Below are 18837 nucleotides of genomic sequence, written 5' to 3' on the forward strand. Positions count from 1 at the left end.
AAATAAGACAACTAGAAAATATAAAGTTTAAATTTGAAATAATTTATTTTAAAAATATATAAAATACTTTTATATATTTAGCTATTATTTTTATAATATTAAAATTTAAGATATTTAATTTATGTTATCATAAACATATATAGCTAATTTAAAGGAGACTTGATATTATGTCAAAAAATAAAAGCAAAGTTATTTTAATACCTATTATAATATTAATTGTAATAATACTTGGAGCTTTTTCTTTATATCAATTTTCATTTAAACCAAAGGTTCCAGTTACACCTATAACTTCAGAGATAAAAGTTGACCCATTAGAAGTAGCACTAAAGCTTATTCCAAATGACTTAAATTTTTCTTTAAAAGAAATTGTAACAAAATCAAATATAGAACTTTCTGATGTTGATTTAACTAATTTAGCCATACTTGCTATACAAAATGATCCTAACATAAATGATAAAATAGAAGGATTAAAAGTTTTAATTGATGGAAAATATTTAAATCTTTATATACAATTTAAATATTTAAACATACCTTTAGAAGCAAAACTTACTTTTTCTTGTTTTTCTAAAAATGGTAATGGAATACTTCATTATGAAGGTGGTAAACTTGGATTTATAAATATTAATAAAAACATTATATTTAATAATTTAACAAGTAATAATGCAATAGATGTTGATAAAGCTAATTCTGATATAATACTTAAATTAAAAGATAATTACAATATAACTTTAAATTTTTTTGAGATAGTAAATGATACTTTAAAACTTGGAGTTCAAACTAAATTTAAATTATTTTAAATTAAATTTAGTTTAAACATAAAAAAAACAACGATAGATTTAAAATCGTTGTTTTTTATTTATTTAATATATTATTTTTCTTTTACTACTTCTTTTTTTAGAAGAATAAACATCATTATAATTCCAATAGAAAATAATATGTGAGAAAGACCAGCTATTCCTGAAATCATAGCCCCTCCATTTAATAATAAAACTTGATCTATTCCTCTCCAAATAAACATTATAAACATGAAAGCTAGTCCAATATTGTATGTTAGAAAGAACTTATTAAAAAATCTATTTTCAGTTATTTTAAATTGTTTTTCAAATAATACAAGCAACAAAAATACCAAACTTCCCATTACAAATAAATGTACATGCATAACTGATAATGTAGTTTTTCCTACATAATCAAACATTCTTGTAAATTCACGATAAAAAACCCCAGATGCTAAAGCTAATATTGCATAAATAAATGATGTATTTATTAACTTCTTCATAACTCCTCCTAAATATTAATTATTATTTAATATATTTTATTTTACTATATTTTTATATTAAATAATATATAAAAGATTTATTTTTAATATTTAAAACTAAAATATAATATAAAATATATTTATATAAAAATAGAACCCACAATAAATATTGTGAGTTCCATAATTTTATTTATAATTATTTATTACTAAACATTATTTTATTAATGAATGTCCAGTCATTTCTTCTGGTTTATCTATACCCATTTCTTTAAGCATAGTTGGTGCTATATCTGATAATTTACCATCTTCTAAAGATTTTCCTTTTGAATGATTTGAAACCCAAACAAATGGAACTGGATCAGTTGTATGAGCTGTAAATGGATTTCCTGTTGAGAAATCTATCATTGTTTCTGCATTTCCGTGGTCTGCAGTTATAAATAATGATCCGTCTTTTTCTAATATCTTATCTGCAACTTTACCTAAACATTCATCTACAGTTTCAATAGCTTTAACAGCAGCTGGAATTACTCCTGTGTGTCCTACCATATCAGGATTAGCATAGTTTAATATAATCATATCATATTTATCACTATCTATTCTCTTAATTAACTCTTCTGTTACTTCATATGCACTCATTTCTGGTTTTAAATCATATGTAGCAACCTTTGGTGAAGCTATTAATGCTCTATCTTCATTTTCATTTGGCTTTTCTACTCCACCATTAAAGAAGAATGTTACGTGAGCATATTTTTCTGTTTCTGCTATTCTTAATTGATTTAATCCTTTATTTGCAACAAACTCTCCTAAAGTATTAGTTAATGTTTGAGCTTTAAATGCTACATTAACTCCTTCAAAAGTTTTATCATATTGAGTCATTGTAACAAAAGTTAATTGTAACTTTTCAGCATTAAATCCATCAAAATCTTTTTGAGTTAAAGCTCTTGTAAGTTCTCTAGCTCTATCAGGTCTAAAGTTAAAGAATATTACTGAATCTCCACTTTTAACTGTTGTAGTTGGGTGTCCATCTTCTAATATTACTGTTGGTAATACAAATTCATCAGTTTTATTATCATGGTATGATTTTTCTATAGCTTCTACTGCACTGTTTGCAGTTTCACCAGTACCTTTAACTATTGCATTATATGCAAGTTCAACTCTTTCCCATCTATTATCTCTATCCATTGCGTAGTATCTACCACTAATTGTAGCTATTTGACCTACTCCAACTTCCTTCATCATAGCTTCAGTTTTTTCTATAAATTCTTTACCTGATGAAGGTGCAACATCTCTACCATCCATAAATGCATGAACATAAACTTTTTGAAGTCCTTCTTTTTTAGCAAACTCTAAAAGTCCTTTTAAGTGATCTATATGTGAATGAACTCCACCATTTGATAATAATCCCATTAAGTGTAATGCTGAATTATTTTCTTTAGCATTTTTCATAGCTTTTAATAATTCTTCATTTTTAAAGAATTCACCATCAGCTATTGCCTTAGTTATTCTTGTAAGCTCTTGGTATACTATTCTACCTGCACCTATATTTAAATGCCCAACTTCTGAGTTACCCATTTGTCCTTCTGGAAGACCTACCGCCATTCCTGAAGCTTGTAACATTGAATGTGGGTATTCCTTCACTAATCTATCAAAATTTGGTTTTTTAGCTAATGAAACAGCATTACCTTCTGAAGCTTCTGCTATTCCAAAACCATCTAGTATCATTAACATTACTGGTTTCTTTGCCATTACTCTACCTCCATTTATTTACTTTAATAAATAATAAAAATATTACTATTATACTCTACTTTTTTCATTTATATTATACTACAATATAATAATACAAACAATAAAAAGCAATAGTATGAAAGAATTGCTATTATTCAATCATGACTATTGCCTTTTATGTTAATTCTAAATATTAATAAGTTAATTAATATTAGTAGTTAACGATTTGAGCAAAGTCTGAAGCTACTAAGCTAGCTCCTCCAACTAAAGCTCCATCGATATCTGATTGAGCCATTTGCTCTTTTATTGTAGCTGGCTTAACTGATCCACCATATTGAATTCTTACTTTATCAGCAACTTCTTGTCCGAACATTTCAGCTACAACTTTTCTGATTGAAGCTATAGTTTCGTTTGCTTGTTCTGATGTAGCAGTTTTTCCAGTTCCGATAGCCCAAATTGGTTCATAAGCTATAACAACTTTTTCTGCTTCTTCTTTAGTTAATCCTTCTAAATCAGCTTTGATTTGTCCTGCTAAAACTTCTACATATTTTCCTGATTCTCTTTGCTCTAAAGTTTCTCCACAGCAAAGGATTGGAGTTATGTTGTGCTTAAGTGCAGCTTTAACTTTTTTGTTACAAGTTTCATCAGTTTCGTTGAAGTATTCTCTTCTTTCACTGTGTCCGATTACTACGTATTCAACACCCATAGCTTCAAGCATTCCTGGAGCAACTTCTCCTGTGAAAGCTCCACTTTCTTCAAAGTGCATGTTTTGTGCAGCTATTTTAACATTTGATCCTTTAGCAGCATTTACAGCAGCTTCTAAACATACGAATGTTGGGCAAAGAACTACATCACAAGTAGCATCCTTTACTAATGGTTTAAATTCGTTAATGAACTCTACAGCTTCTGCTGGAGTTTTGTGCATTTTCCAGTTTCCTGCGATTATTGCTTTTCTCATTAAAATCACCTCTAAATTTATTTAATGTTTTTAACCAAATTTAATAAAACATAGAGCCACTCTTTTTTTTCTCTATAAAGAGTGGCAATATTTATTTATAAAAACTATTTAGGCAGCTTATTAGCTATTTAAAGCATCTATTCCTGGTAATACCTTACCTTCTAAGAATTCAAGTGATGCTCCACCACCAGTTGAGATATGAGTCATCTTATCTCCAAATCCTAATATATTTACAGCTGCAGCTGAATCTCCACCACCAATTATAGTTGTAGCATTTGAATCAGCCATAGCCTTAGCTACTGCAATTGTACCTTTGTTGAAGTTTTCGAATTCGAATACTCCCATTGGTCCATTCCAAATAACTGTTTTAGCATCTTTAATTGCATCAGCATATAATTTTTCTGTTTTTGGTCCAATATCTAATCCCATGCTTCCAGCTGGAATGTTTTGATCTTCAGTAATAGTAGCTTCTACATCTTTAAATTCTGTAGCTACTCTGTGATCTACTGGTAATAAGAAATTAACTCCCTTAGCTTTAGCTTTTTCAATCATTTCTTTAGCATATTCAATTCTGTCTTCTTCAACTAATGAAGTTCCAACTTCAAATCCTTGAGCTTTTAAGAATGTATAAGCCATTCCTCCACCTATTATTAAAGTATCAACTTTATCTAAAAGGTTATTTATAACTGCAATTTTATCTGAAACTTTAGCTCCTCCTAAGATTGCTACAAATGGTCTTTCTGGATTTTCAACAGCATCTCCTAAGAATTTTAATTCTTTTTGGATTAAGTATCCACATACAGCTGTATCTATGAAATCAGTAACACCAACTGTTGAACAGTGAGCTCTGTGTGCTGTTCCGAAAGCATCATTTACAAAAATTTCAGCAAGTGAAGCTAATTCTTTTGAGAATTCTTCTCCATTTTTAGTTTCTTCTTTTCTATATCTAGTGTTTTCTAATAAAACAACGTCTCCGTCTTTCATTTCAGCTACTGCTTTTTTAGCATTTTCTCCAACAACATTGTTGTCAGCTGCAAAAACAACTTCTTTTCCAAGCATTTCACTTAATCTCTTAGCAACTGGTGCTAATGATAATTCTGGCTTTGGTTCTCCCTTTGGTTTACCCATATGTGAACAAAGAATAACTTTAGCACCATTGTCAACTAAATATTTGATAGTTGGAAGTGCTCCGTTTAATCTATTTTCATCAGTTATAACACCATCTTTTAGTGGTACGTTAAAGTCACATCTTACTAAAACTTTTTTACCTTTTACATTGATATCTTCTATAGTCTTTTTATTGAAGTTCATTCTTTTCACCTCTTAAAATAAATTATACCTATATTTTAAAATAGTCTGGCCTTATAGCCTTATACTACAAAACCAGACTTATAAAACTTTATGTTTACTATCTAATTAATAGACTACTTTAAGTTAGCGAAGTATCCTAAAGTTCTGATTAATTGGTTAGTGTATGACATTTCGTTGTCGTACCATGAAGCAACTTTAACTAATTGTTCTCCGTTAACTTCCATGATTTTTGTTTGAGTTGCATCGAATAATGATCCGAAGCTAATTCCGATAACGTCAGCTGATACTATTGGATCTTCAGTGTATCCGAATGATTCATTTGCAGCAGCTTTCATTGCAGCGTTTATTTCTTCAGCAGTTACTTTCTTGTCAAGTACACATACTAATTCAGTTAATGAACCAGTGATTACTGGAACTCTTTGAGCGTTTCCGTCTAATTTTCCAGCTAATTCTGGGATAACTAATCCGATTGCTTTAGCAGCTCCTGTTGAGTTAGGAATGATTGATCCTGCAGCAGCTCTAGCTCTTCTTAAATCTCCTTTTCTGTGTGGAGCATCTAAAGTGTTTTGGTCATTTGTGTAAGCGTGGATTGTAGTCATGAATCCTTCTTTTAATCCAAATGAATCATTTAATACTTTAGCCATTGGAGCTAAACAGTTAGTTGTACATGAAGCACCTGAAATAACTGTGTCTTCTGCTTTTAATATTTCGTTGTTTACGTTGAATACAACTGTTGGAAGGTCGTTTCCAGCTGGAGCTGATATAACAACTTTCTTAGCACCTGCTTCGATATGAGCTGAAGCTTTTTCTTTTGAAGCGAAGAATCCAGTACATTCTAATACGATGTCTACTCCTAATTCTCCCCATGGTAATTCAGCTGGGTTAGCATTTGCAGTAACTTTGATTTCTTTTCCGTTTACTACGAAAGCTCCTTCTTTAACTTCGATTTCTCCATCAAATCTTCCTTGTGCTGAGTCATACTTGAATAAGTGAGCTAACATTTTAGCATCTGTTAAGTCATTGATTGCAACAACGTTAAATTCTGGGTTGTTGATCATTAATCTTAACGCTAATCTTCCTATTCTTCCAAATCCATTAATTGCTACATTTACCATAATGTAAATACCTCCTAAAAATAGCTTTTATAAAAAATTTTTTTATAAACAAATTAATTGTTACAACTGCTTAAAATATCTAAGATAGATCTTGCAGTAGCTTCATCGGTGATTAAAACACCATTTTCATTATTTTTTTGAGTCGCTATAATCGGCTCAACTTTATTTTTTCCACCAGCCACGACAATATGCGTGTTAATTTTTCTGGCTTCATCTATATTTATTCCAATAGCGGTTGTACTTGAAACCACTGTTGAATTTTTATCAAAATAACATCCAAATGCTTCTCCTACAGCATTGAGTTCTGTTAGTTTTTTTACACTTTCTTCAGTAAGACCTCTTTTTTTAGCCATTTCAAAAGCATCACCAACACCATATATAAATATATCAGCATTGTGTATACTATCTACTACATCTTTTATAGAGTCTTCTTCTTTTAAAGAATTTAAAACCTTTAAACTAACACTTTCTGGTACATGAAGCATCTTATAAGTTCCATTAGTTTTCTTAGCAAGTAATGCTACTAATGTATTAGCTTGTGTTTCTACATTTCTACCAAGTCCACCTCTTGCTGGAACTACTAAAACATTTGGAACATTTCTTATACTTCCAAAAGCTTCAACAACTTCCTTAACTGAAGTTCCTCCAGTTAGCGCAATAATTGAATTGGCTTTTATTATCTTTCTTAAGTAATTAGACGCTGCTTTACCAATATCTTTAAGTACTGATTGATTAACATTTATATCCCCAGGTACTACTATAACATCTTTTAAATTTAGAGCTGTCTTAATTCCTTTTTCTATTTCTGATAATCCTCTAACTTCATGAATAAATTCACTTAGTTTATCAACTATCTCTTCACCAGCACTTGTTACATTCATACCTGCTGTGTTAATTTGTATTAATCCTTGACCTTTAAGAAAACTTACTTCTGTTCTAACTACCCTTTCACTAAGTAAAAGTTCATTAGCTAAAACTCTTCTTCCTATAGGCTGATTTAAAAATATAGTCCTTAATATATTGTACCTTTTCTCGAGTACCTCTATAAGTTCAGGAACTATCTTTTTCTGTAGCTTTAATATTTCCTGCAACTTCAACACTCCTTTGGTCATAAAGCGTCCCATACTTAATGTTTTTGTCCCACAATCTTATTATAAGTTATATTAACTAATTTTTAAAGTATAAATTTTATTTTTTTTCATTTTTATCCCTAATTTAACGTTTTGTTTTATATTTAATTAAATATTTTATTTTATATTTATAATCTTTTTCTCTTGCTTGAGGACCTTATTTGCATTTCCTCTCTGTATTTTGCCACAGTTCTTCTTGATATATTCATACCATTTTCTTTTAATTTATCACTTATATTTTGATCTGAATAAGGCTTCTTTTTATCTTCTGATTCTATAATTTCTTTTATTTTATTTTTTATTTTTATAACTCCTGTATCCTCACTATTTAATGAAGAAATGCTTGTTGTAAATAAATCCTTTATTCTAACTGTTCCTCTATCAGTTAATACGTATTTATCTTTAACTGCTCTACTTATTGTTGATTCATGAACTTGCAATTCTTCTGCAATTTCTTTTAAAGTCATAGGCTTTAAAAAATTATATCCTTTTTCAAAGTATTCTCTTTGTTTTCTTATTATTATTTCTAAAACTTTATATAAGGTGCTTCTTCTTTGTTCTATACTCTTTATTAAAAATAGAGCTTTATTAAGCCTATCCTTTACATAATTTGATGCAATTTCATCATTATCAGTTAATACATCTTTATAAGTTTTATTTATTGATAACTTAGGTACAACACTATCATTCATTATTATTATAAATTCACCATCTAATTCTCTTATAGCTGCATCTGGAATGATAAATTTCACTTCTTCCCCAGTATAAAATCCTCTTGATGGTTTTGGTTCTAACCTTTTTATTATATCTCCATATCTTTGTGCTTCTCTAGGTGATATATTTAACTTTTTAGCAATAACTCCGTATCTATTTTCAGCTATATCTTCAAGATTTTCTTCAACCATTTTTACTATAATGTCATCATCTAAAGCTAATTTGTTTAATTGAATAAGTAAACACTCTTTTATATTTCTAGCTCCTATACCGTAAGGCTCAAGATCTTGCACTATTTTTAAGACTTCTTCACCTTTTTCTTCACTTATTTTAAGTTCATTGCATATTTGCTTTAAATCACATTCTAAATATCCCCTATGATCTAAATTTTCTATTATATAATCTCCGATTTCTAGTGTATATTCATCTATATAAACTTCCATTAGTTGTTCATGTAAATATTCTTTTAGTGATTTTTTTTCAGATATAAAATTAAATGGGGATAATTCATCATTATCATAATTTCCATAACTTTGAGCTCCATAATTATCAAACTCAAAGTATTTTATCATTTCTTTATAATCATACTTGTCCATAAATTTTTCTTCACTTATTGAAGACTTTTCCTGACTTGTATCTTTTATGTCCAATATTGGATTTTCCTCAAATTCTTTATCTATGTATTCTCTTAAATCATTTACTGACATTTGAAGCATTTTTATAGACATTTGCATTTCTTGTGTCATAACTAATCTTTGCTCTTGCGTAAGATTCATAGAATACTCCATCTTCATAATATCACCCTTCTCTACACACATTTATTACTATAAAAAATTACAATCTAACTCTTCTTAATATGTAAAAATTTAATATGATTTAATATAAACTAATTTAGATGGAGTTATTCTCCATCTAAATTAACTCTAAGCAATATTCTTTTTAAATTATTATATCATATACTAATTTACTTACAAACTAAATTGTAATTGTTTTCTGACATATCTACTTATTTATATATTATTACGCTTTAAATTCTATAACTTCATATAATTTTTTTGGTATTTGTAATTCTCCATTTTTTATCATCTCTTTATATTTTTTTAAGTTTTCCATAGTTTTGTTAGATACACTTTGTTCTGTTGAAGGCGCATAATCTATTATTTCTTCTTTTACTCCGTATTCTTCAAGATTATCTATACCACTTTTAAAACTTCCCTCTTTAATTTCTTTACAAGCTTTTAATACGGATTTATCAACTTTTTTAATCATTGATGATATTATTTGGTCTTTATATTCTGGAAGTTCTATCTTTTGATCTACGTCTATACCGATAGCCAACTTTCCTCTTTCTTTAGCAGCTTTAAACACTCCCAATCCTGCTTTTCCACATGCTTGAAATAATATATCACAACCTTGATCATACAATTCTATAGCTTTCTCATATCCTTTTTTTTCATCTGAATAAGTTTGAATAAATCTAGTATTTATTCCGTCTATTAATCCTTCTGCAGCCTTTTCATTTACAGTTTTTACACCCGCTATATAACCATTGCAAAATTCTAATCCCTTCTCATCATTTAAAGCCCCTACAAACCCTACATTATTAGCTTTTGTTTCTCCTCCGGCGACTATCCCCATTAAAAATGCTCCTTCTTGATGCTTAAATAATATAGATTTAACATTAGCTTCTTCAACTTTAGAATCTATTATTGCAAAGCTTTTATCTCTTCTTTCTCTTGCAACCTTCTCTACAGCCCCTTTTGTTTCCCTTCCCATACATATTACCATTGCTGTATCTCCTATTGTTTTTCTAAGTAAATTATCAATTCCCTCATTGCTTCCTTCAACTTGAGATGAAAACTCTACATATTCTGTTGCTATATCATATTTCTCCTTTGCTTCATCAGCACCCTTCTTAGCAAGGAATCCAAATGATTTATCATTAAAATCTTGAGCCATAAGGGCAACATTTATCTTTCCTCTATGCACCAATCCTGCTCCATTTTTACATCCCCCTACTAACATAATTAAATATAAACTTATCAATAATAACAGTAATACTGAGATTTCTCTATTTTTATTTATTTTATCCATAAATTTCTCACCTCTATAAAATTTATCAATTTTATCTTTTCCTAAAAATATTTTTTAATACAAAATAAAAGAAGCATCAAAATTGATGCTTCTTTTATTTAAATATATTTTATTTATTTAATTTTTCACTTATAAAAAATAATCCACCTGCTTTATTTCCTGAATGTATTCCTACTGAACATCCAACAGGTCCTTCTATATAATCAATATTATTGCTTTCTAAATATTCTTTAAGAGGCTGAGTTATTTCATCATAATTAACATCTACTAAAAGTACTGGCATATCTTTTCTTGGAACAAGTTCTTCCATATCACTTATAATTCTCTTAACCGCTTTTTTAGGTCCTCTTACTTTACCTTTTACATCCATAACTCCATCTTTAACTTCAAGTATAAGTTTTATTCCAAGCATTCCTGTAACAACACTTACAGCTTTTGGAAGTCTTCCACCTTTAACTAAATTATCTAAAGAGTCAAAACTTAATGAACTATTTATATATGGTTTTACTTCTTCTAATTCATTTACTATTTCCTCTATTTTTAATCCACTATCTCTAAGCTTTGCTGCTTTTAAAACTAAAATACCAAGTCCAGCTGTTATTGTTTGCGAATCTACAATATATACATCATCTGTCTCTAACATTTGTTTTGCAACACATGCTGATTGATATGTTCCACTCATACCTGATGACATTAACACAGCTAAAACTTTGTAACCTTCATCAATATATTTTTTATATGTTTCCACAAATCTATTTGGAGTAATCTGACCTGTTGTTGGAAATACATCACCTTCATCTATTCTTTTGAATACCTCATCTAATGTTATTTCAACACCATCTAGATAACTTTCTTCTCCAAAATTTATAAGAACTGGTAATACCTCAATATCCAATTCACTCAAAAGCTCTTTTGGTAAATCAACGGTACTATCTGTTATAATTTTAATCTTTTCCATTCACTCAGTCCCCCTTTATTTTATTTCATATTAGGAAATCCCATCTGTCTTAATGCTTCATATGCAACAATAGCAACTGTATTTGAAAGATTTAAACTTCTAGTACTTGTCTTAATCATAGGTACTCTTAATCCTTCATGAGCATTATGAACATCTTCCGGCACTCCACAAGTTTCCCTTCCAAACATAATAAAATCCCCTTCATTAAACTTAATTTCATCATAATGTTCTCCACCATGAGTTGTTGCTAAATATATTTTTTTATCCCCATACTTTTTCATGAACTCTTCATAACTTTCATGTACCTCAAGTTGTAATTCATCCCAGTAATCAAGACCTGCTCTTTTTACTTGTTTTGAACTTATATCAAATCCTAAAGGCTTTATTAAATGTAACTTAGATCCAGTTAAAACACAAGTTCTTGCTATATTTCCAGTATTTTGTGGTATCTCTGGTTGATACATAACTATATTTAAATTCAAAAAAATCACCTTCCATAATCATATAAACAGAAAAAAGAAGATGAATTCACATTCATCTTAAGCTTTCAAAAGTTTATCTTTAAACTTATAATAAAAATAATACTACATCCATTCTCTTTAGTCAAAGAATTTAAACCTCTCTATAATATTAATATTTTAATTTAAATGCTATAAAATTATTTTTTAAATAATATACTTTATTATACAATTACTAATATATTTTTTTAAATTTTCTTCAAAAAAGCTTTTAACTTCTTCTAATGTTTCCTTGTTATAAACATACTTTGTATAACCAAATTGACCATATTTTAAAGTTCTATTTTCTTTATCCATTGGAAGTTTTGATTTTGGATAAACACTTAATATTTGATTTTTAGCTCTCTCTGTATACCTATGAGTTATTACTTCTATTTCAATTTTTCTTTCTTTATCATTAAACTCATTTCCAATTCTTTTTATTAAATCTAAATATTCATCTTTATAATTATCATATAAAAATACAGGAGCTATTATAAAACCAATTTTATATCCGTCATTGTACAACTTTTTAGCTCCTTTTATTCTTTCTTCAAAGCAGTCGGTTCCTCTTTCAAATTCATTTATAATTTTATTTGTATTTAGACTAAATCTTATTGTTGTTCTTCCATTATGCTTAGCACCAATTAATGAATCTATATCTTTAAATTTAGTTACAAATCTAAATAAACTATATTCATTTTCTCCAAAAAATTCTATGGCACGTTTCATAGAACCAGTATATTCTTCAACAGGTATTGGATCTGATGTTGCAGCACCTTCAAATACAGTTATAGCAGGCTTTCTTTCTTCTATATATTTTAATGCTTTATTTAAAATCTCATCTATATTTACATATATTCTACTTGATGGTCTCTTTCCAAGCTGAGTATTTAAATAACAATATTCACACATACCACTACATCCACTTAATAATGGTAATTGATAGTGAGCAGATGGCTTACAACTTTGAAATTCAGTTATTTTTCTAACTGCTATAACTAAAGTTTTCTTCCCAGATACAAAACTTTGTATCGGTGTTTCTCCTTTTTTACCAGTAACTCTGCCACCTTTATTTATTACTATATTTTTATTTTCTTTTTTAAATTTCTCTAATAATTTTTTGCCTAAAGGATATTGTAATGATTTCTCATCAAATACTATTTTAGATGGATTAAACATAAAATCACCTCTATAATAGTATTTCTCTATCTCTTATTTAATATAAATTTTTCTAATGCTTTTCTAACTCCATCATTTATATTTGTATCTGTTATATAATTTGCTTTCTCTTTAAGCTCTGGAATTCCATTTCCCATAGCTATACCAAGTCCAGCATATTCTATCATTGATATATCATTTTCATTATCACCTATACAAATTATTTCTTCTCTTCTAATGCCATAATATTTAGCTAACATTTTTACAGCATTTCCTTTTGAAACACCTATTTTATTTATTTCTATACTTCTTCCCCCTGAACAGTAATATGTTATTCCTTGAATTTTATCTATTTCTCGTCTAAATAATTCTGTTCTTTCTTTTAAAGGTGAAAACATTATACATTTAGTTACTTTACCTTTATATGCTTTTATACTATCGTCAATATTTTTTAAATCTTTAAGAACTTTAATATTTACAGGAAAGTCTCTATTTCTTATATCTGGTAAAACTATTTTTGCAATTAAACTGCTTAAAACACTATTTGTTATTACTTCATCAATTGTATGTAAATGCAATACAACCTTGCACTTTTTAGCTGCTATAAGCAATTTCTTTATAATATCTATATCTAATTCGCTTTTAAATATAGGTTTATCTTTATATTTTTCCTTTATAACAGCTCCATTTCCAGCAATTACAAAATCTGATGCACCAATAAGATTAGAATAATATGCTGCATTATTGTAAAGCCTTCCTGTTGTAACAACTACTTTAATTCCTCTTTTACTAACCTCTTTTACAGCCATTTTATTTTCTTCTGATATAGATTTTCTCTTTCCAAGCATAGTTCCATCCATATCTATACATACCATTTTATAAATCATATATACATCTCCAATATCTTTCTATAACAAAAGCAAGTTATATATTATAACTTGCTTCATTTAATAATACATTATTTATATTTTATGAAAAACTCTTATATTTTTCCATAAAAATTTATTCAATTAAAAGTTTAATAATTTAAAAAATTAATTTTTCTTAGTACCAACTCTAACCTTTCTCGGTACCATAGCGTAACTATCCGTAGATATTAATTCTTTCTTTATGACTTTACCATTTTCATAAGTTAATTGATATCCCTTTGAAACATATCCTGTTTGCCCATTAGACTCAACAATTCTTGTTCCTTCTTTAAGATTTGGATCTTTTATTATCTCCTCTTTTGGATTTATAACATTAAGTATTTCATTTGTCATATCATAACTTCTTCCTTTTAATCCATCAACATTACCATATATTTTAAAGGTTACATTTTTGTTATGAGTTATTCCTTTTATATATATTGGAAAATCATATGGATTTTTAAACTTATAATCTAAATATCCCCATGCAACAGTTGCATCAAGACTTGGATTTGAATATCCAACTGTTAATGAGTGATTATGTCTTTCTGTTGACCTAATATTTGCTCTCATTACAGCTCTATATAAAGTAGTTGAAACTTGACATATTCCACCACCAATATCTTTTACTATTTGATTATTTATATATGCATTTCCTTCTTTATAAAGACTTTTATCTTTTTGGCTAGTTTTACTATAACTAAATTCTTCTCCTGGCATTAAAACTGTTCCATCAACAAATTCTGTTACAACTCGAATATTTGTTGACCTATTAGAATCTGATGATTTATATGATGTTGTAAATTCTCCAATAACACCATCAATTTTTGAAAGGTCTTTTTTAGTTATTTTTGGCTTTACTTCTTTTTTCTCTACTATTATTTTAGTTTGATTTTCTATATCACCATTTAATTCTTTTTTTAATTTATTATCCAAATCCTTTTTATCTATTCCATAACCAATTTGTTCTGGAGTTATTGAAATATCTCCATTTATAGCTATACTAGCATTTTTAGGTAATGTAGTAAATTTGTCAACTATTTTGTTTTCTAATAATTCTAGTTTTTTATTGTTATAACTAAAGTTAAGTTGAACTTCTTGTTTTGAATTATTTTTATTTTTTATTAAAGAATTTTTCTTAAAAAAACTTGAATCTTTCCCATAATTAAATGCTTCATCTACTGCCTTATCAATATCATATTTAGGTGATATTTCAGAATACTTTGCTTTATACTCTTTATCTTTTCCTTTAATATTTACTACTATATCTTTATCATCTATTTTTTTTGTATAATTATTTTTTATTACAGATTTTGCTTCTTCTTTTGTCATACCACCAACATTTACTTCTTCAATAAATACATTTGGATAAATTTTATTATTCCATTCATTTATTATTTTATTGGCTGATACTCCATATGAAACTCCACCTATAATTGCAATTGAAGATATAACAATAGTTCCTATAATTAATTTTTTTCTCATATTATCATTTTTATTTAATTTCCCATCTTCACCTGTACCCATTATATACTCCCTTCGTTCATTTTAATTCCCTTCTAATCATTTACATTATATAACATATCATATTTATTTTTAATACTTTTTTTATTTATTAAAGAGTCTTTCAAATTTTTTTATCTTGAAAGACTCTTATTAATTTAATAATTATTATTTTATATTAATCTACCATCCAACTTATATAAAGTTCTAATTTGTGATGTTTCTCCATCATAATCAAAAGCTTCTATGGTAATATTTAAAACTCTATTATTAGGTTTATAAATTTTACTTAAAGGTATTCTAAAAGATGTATCATCTCTATCAACTGTTCCAACCCAATAATTATCTATAAATATATTATATCCTAATAAATCTATATCATTATTTCTATTCCATGACACATAAATATACTCATTATCTCTCCAAGCTTTTAAACCATTAACTTGCTTTGGTTGCATTAAAATATCTAAATTATTTGGTCCCCAATTCGCATCAAGAGGATTATTAACTCCTTGAACTTTTTGACTTTCACTAAATTGCCAAATTCTCCATCTAGTCCAACCTCCTATATTAGGTGGAACTTTTGGATTACTTGGTATATTTGTATACATAGCAATCCAAAGAGGCATATTTTTTAAAGGATATGTTCCGTCACTATATTTAAAGTCATTATAAAGCTGTATAAAAAATAATCCTGTGTAAAGCATAAGTCTTCTTCTAGTTTTTTTCTCAAATCTTTGTCTAAATCTATCAACCCAATTAATTAAAGCATCTGTACTCATTTTAGGATCTATTGGTGCTTCAACATCTAATACGGGAAATAAATCTCCGTAATTTTTATTTCCAAATCCTCTTTGAAGAGTATCAATAAAATCATCACATTGTGAATCTGCAGTTAAAAGATTATAAGAAGGCATAGCATAATGGTATGCTCCTACTGGTATAGAAAATTTTCTACTTTCTACTGCATATTCTAAAAACTTTTTATCAACTCTAAAATATCCACTACCTGATCCAGAAGCTCTTAAATATAGAAAATCAACAGTTCTTGATAATACTGTAAAATCAACACCTTGGCTATATTCATTTATATCTATTCCAAAGGTACTTTTAGGATTTTTATCTTGCATAACTCCTCCAAAAGTAAAAATACTTATTCTTTATTAAGATATTAAATTAAACAGCTTAAGGTTACATGATTAAAAAAATTACTAAAATCTTATAATTTACTTAATTCGTAGTCTTATATAAAAACTTATATCATTTCCATAACATTCTCCCCAAATTTCACCTTTATGCATTTCTACTATATTTTTTGAAATGGCTAGCCCCAAACCTGATCCACCAAGACTTGCATTTCTTGATTCTTCCATTCTATAAAATCTATCAAATAATTTATCCATCTTTTCTTTTGGAATATTTTCTCCTCTATTTTTTACAGCTATTGTTGCATATCCATCCTTTGCATAAACCCCAATTATTACAGCGCCGGGCTTATAAGAATATTTAACAGCATTAGTTAAAAGATTTTCTAAAACTCTAACCATTTTATCAGGATCTATATTTACTATTATTTTTTCATCAGCTAAAGTTTTTATTTGGTCTATACTTGAGCTCTCAAAATAAGGCTTTAATTCTTCTGAAACTTGCGCTACAAATTCACATAAGTTAACATCAACCTTATTAAGCTTTATTCCTTTATTATTATATTTTGTATACTCAAATAAATCTTCTATAAGAATTCTAAGTTTTTCAGCCTTATTATAAGCAATATCTAAGTACTCATTCATTGATTTTTCATCTGTATATCTTTTATCTTTTAATAAACCTATATATCCCATTATAGATGTTAAAGGAGTTCTTAAATCATGAGAAACATTTGTTATTAAATCTGCTTTAGTTTTCTCAGCTTCTTCTTGTGCCTCTATTCTACTACTTATTTCCTTAGCCATATTATTAACATTTATAGCTATATTTGCAATTTCATCATTACCATTTTCACTTATACTATGAGATAAATCACCATCAGCTATATTCTTAATTCCCTTTGCAATTTCATCTAAATATTTTGTTTTCTTATTAGTTAAAATTAGAAATGTTACTATAAATATTATTATAGATAAAGTTAATGCTAAATAAGAATTTGAAACAAAATAATCAACATATTCTATTCTTGCACTAGGAATTCCAGTATATATTATGTAATATTTCCCATTACCTATATCAATTGGATATATAATAGTATATTCTCTTGAATCATATTCATCTTTAGGATTTTTTGAAACATTTTTAAGTACTGTATAAATATCTATTTTTTCTTCAGATGCATTTTGATTTCTATACAAAACTTTTCCATCTATATCTGTTATATAAATTTTATCATTCCCATTAGAATAAGTATCCATTAACCTATTAAAGAAATTTTTATTATTTATTTTTACATCGCTATTTATACTTTCATGTTCTATTTTATTAACTATATCTTGAGCATTATGTTCCATATTACTATATTCATACCTAATTTCTGCTTTAGTATGAACATTTTTAAACATATCATTTAAAATTCCATATGATATTGTTGCAATTATAAAACATAAAGCAAATATAATCATAAGCTCAAATCTAATACTTTGTTTTATTTTAGTATCAAATTTTTGAATTAATTCTTTAAGCATAATTCCTATTTTTGTTTTTTTAAAGTCTTCATATTTTCTTTTTAATTTATCCCTTTTTCTTTCTTTTGGCTCCTTCTCTTTTTTATTTTTTCTATTTATCAATTTTATATCCTACCCCCCAAACTGTTTTTAAAAATCTAGGACTTCTTGGATTTTCTTCTATCTTTTCTCTTATTTTTCTAATATGAACCATAACAGTATTATCTGATTCCATATATTCTTGATCCCATACACTTTCATAAATATTTCTCATTGAAAATACTTTTCCGCGATTTTTAGCAAGTAAAACTAATATATCAAATTCCGTTGGAGTAAATCTTATACTCTTTTCTCCCAAAAACACTTCGTGAGTATCTAACTTTATACATAAATCATCTATAACTATCATTAATTCAGATTCTTCTTTTGGTTTATTATTAAACTTTTTATATCTTCTAAGCTGAGATTTTACTCTAGCTATTAATTCCAATGTATTAAAGGGCTTACTTAAGTAATCATCCGCTCCCATGTTAAGACCTAATATTTTATCTATATCCTCTGATTTTGCTGAAAGCATTATAATTGGTATTTCACTTTCTTCTCTTATTTTAAGACAAGTTTCTATACCATTTAATTTTGGCATCATAACATCTAATATTACTAAATCTATTTCATTTTCCTTAAGTAAATATAATGCTTCTTCTCCATCTTGGGCTTTAATTGTTTCATATCCTTCACCCTTTAAATATATCTCAACTAAATCTCTTATCTCTTTTTCATCATCAACAATTAAAATTCTCTCTCTTCTCAAATTAATTCCTCCAAACTATTTTACTAGTATATTTAAGATTATA

Annotated in this window: 17 protein-coding genes; 1 reads left to right on the forward strand and 16 read right to left on the reverse strand. The window is 27.6% G+C overall.

All coding sequences use genetic code 11. The features are described from left to right. Positions 1-167: 167 nt before the first annotated feature. On the forward strand, positions 168-797 hold the full coding sequence (locus AC4FQ1_RS08485; RefSeq protein ID WP_491169466.1) for a hypothetical protein: 630 nt from the start codon (positions 168-170) through the stop codon (positions 795-797). 71 nt (positions 798-868) lie between these two features. On the opposite strand, the gene AC4FQ1_RS08490 is transcribed toward AC4FQ1_RS08485, so the two are convergent. From AC4FQ1_RS08490 to AC4FQ1_RS08565, 16 genes are all read right to left on the reverse strand, one after another. Continuing rightward, on the reverse strand, positions 869-1276 hold the full coding sequence (locus AC4FQ1_RS08490) for a DUF2871 domain-containing protein (protein ID WP_491169467.1): 408 nt from the start codon (positions 1274-1276) through the stop codon (positions 869-871). A 192-nt stretch (positions 1277-1468) separates the two neighbouring features. After that, complete coding sequence (gene gpmI, locus AC4FQ1_RS08495; RefSeq protein ID WP_491149069.1) at positions 1469-3001, reverse strand: 2,3-bisphosphoglycerate-independent phosphoglycerate mutase; 1533 nt, start codon at positions 2999-3001, stop codon at positions 1469-1471. 190 nt (positions 3002-3191) lie between these two features. Further along, on the reverse strand, positions 3192-3938 hold the full coding sequence (tpiA, locus tag AC4FQ1_RS08500; RefSeq protein WP_303130067.1) for a triose-phosphate isomerase: 747 nt from the start codon (positions 3936-3938) through the stop codon (positions 3192-3194). 120 nt (positions 3939-4058) lie between these two features. After that, entirely contained in the window at positions 4059-5249 is a 1191-nt protein-coding gene (locus AC4FQ1_RS08505; RefSeq protein ID WP_491149071.1) for a phosphoglycerate kinase, read from the reverse strand. Positions 5250-5362: 113 nt separating this feature from the next. Continuing rightward, positions 5363-6364 carry a type I glyceraldehyde-3-phosphate dehydrogenase gene (gene gap, locus AC4FQ1_RS08510; protein WP_491149073.1) on the reverse strand — a complete coding sequence of 334 codons (1002 nt, stop codon included), beginning with the start codon at positions 6362-6364 and terminating at the stop codon, positions 5363-5365. A gap of 53 nt (positions 6365-6417) precedes the next feature. Continuing rightward, positions 6418-7476: a sugar-binding transcriptional regulator gene (locus AC4FQ1_RS08515; protein WP_303130073.1), complete on the reverse strand. Its 1059-nt coding sequence runs from the start codon at positions 7474-7476 to the stop codon at positions 6418-6420. Positions 7477-7622: 146 nt separating this feature from the next. Beyond that, positions 7623-9002, reverse strand: a complete 1380-nt coding sequence (rpoN, locus tag AC4FQ1_RS08520) for an RNA polymerase factor sigma-54 (RefSeq protein ID WP_491169468.1) — start codon at positions 9000-9002, stop codon at positions 7623-7625. Between the two features lie 226 nt (positions 9003-9228). Beyond that, positions 9229-10302: a BMP family lipoprotein gene (locus AC4FQ1_RS08525; protein WP_491169469.1), complete on the reverse strand. Its 1074-nt coding sequence runs from the start codon at positions 10300-10302 to the stop codon at positions 9229-9231. Positions 10303-10411: 109 nt separating this feature from the next. After that, complete coding sequence (locus AC4FQ1_RS08530) at positions 10412-11260, reverse strand: DegV family protein (RefSeq protein ID WP_491149077.1); 849 nt, start codon at positions 11258-11260, stop codon at positions 10412-10414. A 20-nt stretch (positions 11261-11280) separates the two neighbouring features. After that, the gene (locus tag AC4FQ1_RS08535; RefSeq protein WP_303130081.1) at positions 11281-11742 is read right to left on the reverse strand and encodes a tRNA (cytidine(34)-2'-O)-methyltransferase; all 462 of its coding nucleotides are present in this window, start codon (positions 11740-11742) and stop codon (positions 11281-11283) included. A gap of 183 nt (positions 11743-11925) precedes the next feature. Beyond that, entirely contained in the window at positions 11926-12939 is a 1014-nt protein-coding gene (gene splB / locus AC4FQ1_RS08540; protein ID WP_491169470.1) for a spore photoproduct lyase, read from the reverse strand. Between the two features lie 26 nt (positions 12940-12965). Further along, complete coding sequence (locus tag AC4FQ1_RS08545; protein WP_491149079.1) at positions 12966-13805, reverse strand: Cof-type HAD-IIB family hydrolase; 840 nt, start codon at positions 13803-13805, stop codon at positions 12966-12968. A 147-nt stretch (positions 13806-13952) separates the two neighbouring features. Next, positions 13953-15353 (reverse strand): VanW family protein, encoded by a 1401-nt coding sequence (locus tag AC4FQ1_RS08550; RefSeq protein ID WP_491169471.1) that lies wholly within the window; start codon positions 15351-15353, stop codon positions 13953-13955. Between the two features lie 149 nt (positions 15354-15502). Further along, a complete protein-coding gene (locus AC4FQ1_RS08555; protein ID WP_303130088.1) occupies positions 15503-16459 on the reverse strand; it encodes a glycoside hydrolase family 25 protein in 957 nt (318 codons plus the stop codon). Positions 16460-16555: 96 nt separating this feature from the next. Further along, entirely contained in the window at positions 16556-18106 is a 1551-nt protein-coding gene (locus AC4FQ1_RS08560) for a sensor histidine kinase (protein WP_491169472.1), read from the reverse strand. Further along, positions 18096-18794 carry a response regulator transcription factor gene (locus tag AC4FQ1_RS08565; protein ID WP_303130090.1) on the reverse strand — a complete coding sequence of 233 codons (699 nt, stop codon included), beginning with the start codon at positions 18792-18794 and terminating at the stop codon, positions 18096-18098. Before AC4FQ1_RS08565 ends, AC4FQ1_RS08560 begins: the two co-directional genes overlap by 11 nt. Between the last annotated feature and the right edge of the window lie 43 nt (positions 18795-18837).

This window comes from Clostridium sp. TJA020, assembly GCF_058310295.1.